This window comes from Streptomyces nanhaiensis (genome assembly GCF_046614825.1).
GTDB classification, from domain to species: Bacteria; Actinomycetota; Actinomycetes; order Streptomycetales; family Streptomycetaceae; genus Streptomyces; species Streptomyces radiopugnans.
This window is the reverse complement of the sequence record NZ_JBKJFM010000396.1, coordinates 1-508: the sequence shown is the minus strand read 5'-3', so window position 1 is coordinate 508 and position 508 is coordinate 1. Positions and strand designations below refer to the sequence as shown.

Sequence of the window (508 nt, the reverse complement as noted above, 5' to 3'; positions counted from 1 at the left end):
CCGCGCCGCCGTCTCCGCCGGCGGGAGGGGAGCCCCCGTCCTCGCTCTCGTCGCCGCCGGGCTCGCCCAGGTCGATGACCTTGCCCGCGACGGCGGGCGGGGTGGCGCGGACCGCTGTTCCCGGGTGCGTGCTTTCGGGGGGCGTGGTTCCGGGGGCGGGGCCGTCGTCCGGGCCGCCGTCACCGGGGGCGCCGGCGCGGCCCCGGTCCTCCTCCTGTTCGGAGGAGCCGGCCGCTGGGTCCTGCGTTCCCGGCGTCCTGCGCCGCTTCCGGGTGCCCTGGGTGCCGAAGAAGTCGAATCCCCCACGCCTGGGGGCGCCGCTCCCGCGGCTCCCGGAGCCCTGCCCGTACGGCTCCTCCGCTCCCGCCTCACCGCTCCGCCGCGGCGTCCGGGACCGCGGCGCCGGCTGCGGGGGCGCCGGCCAAGGCGCCGCCGGCCGGGGCGGCTCGGGCGACCGCGGGGCGTCCGGCTCGGCGGCCGGTACGGCCTCGGCCTCCCGCTCCGAGCG

At 81.9% G+C, this 508-nt stretch carries 1 pseudogene; it reads right to left on the bottom strand.

Going from position 1 to position 508, the window contains the following annotated elements:
• Nucleotides 1–508, bottom strand: a pseudogene (locus tag ACLIYP_RS30780) (hypothetical protein); the annotation flags it as partial.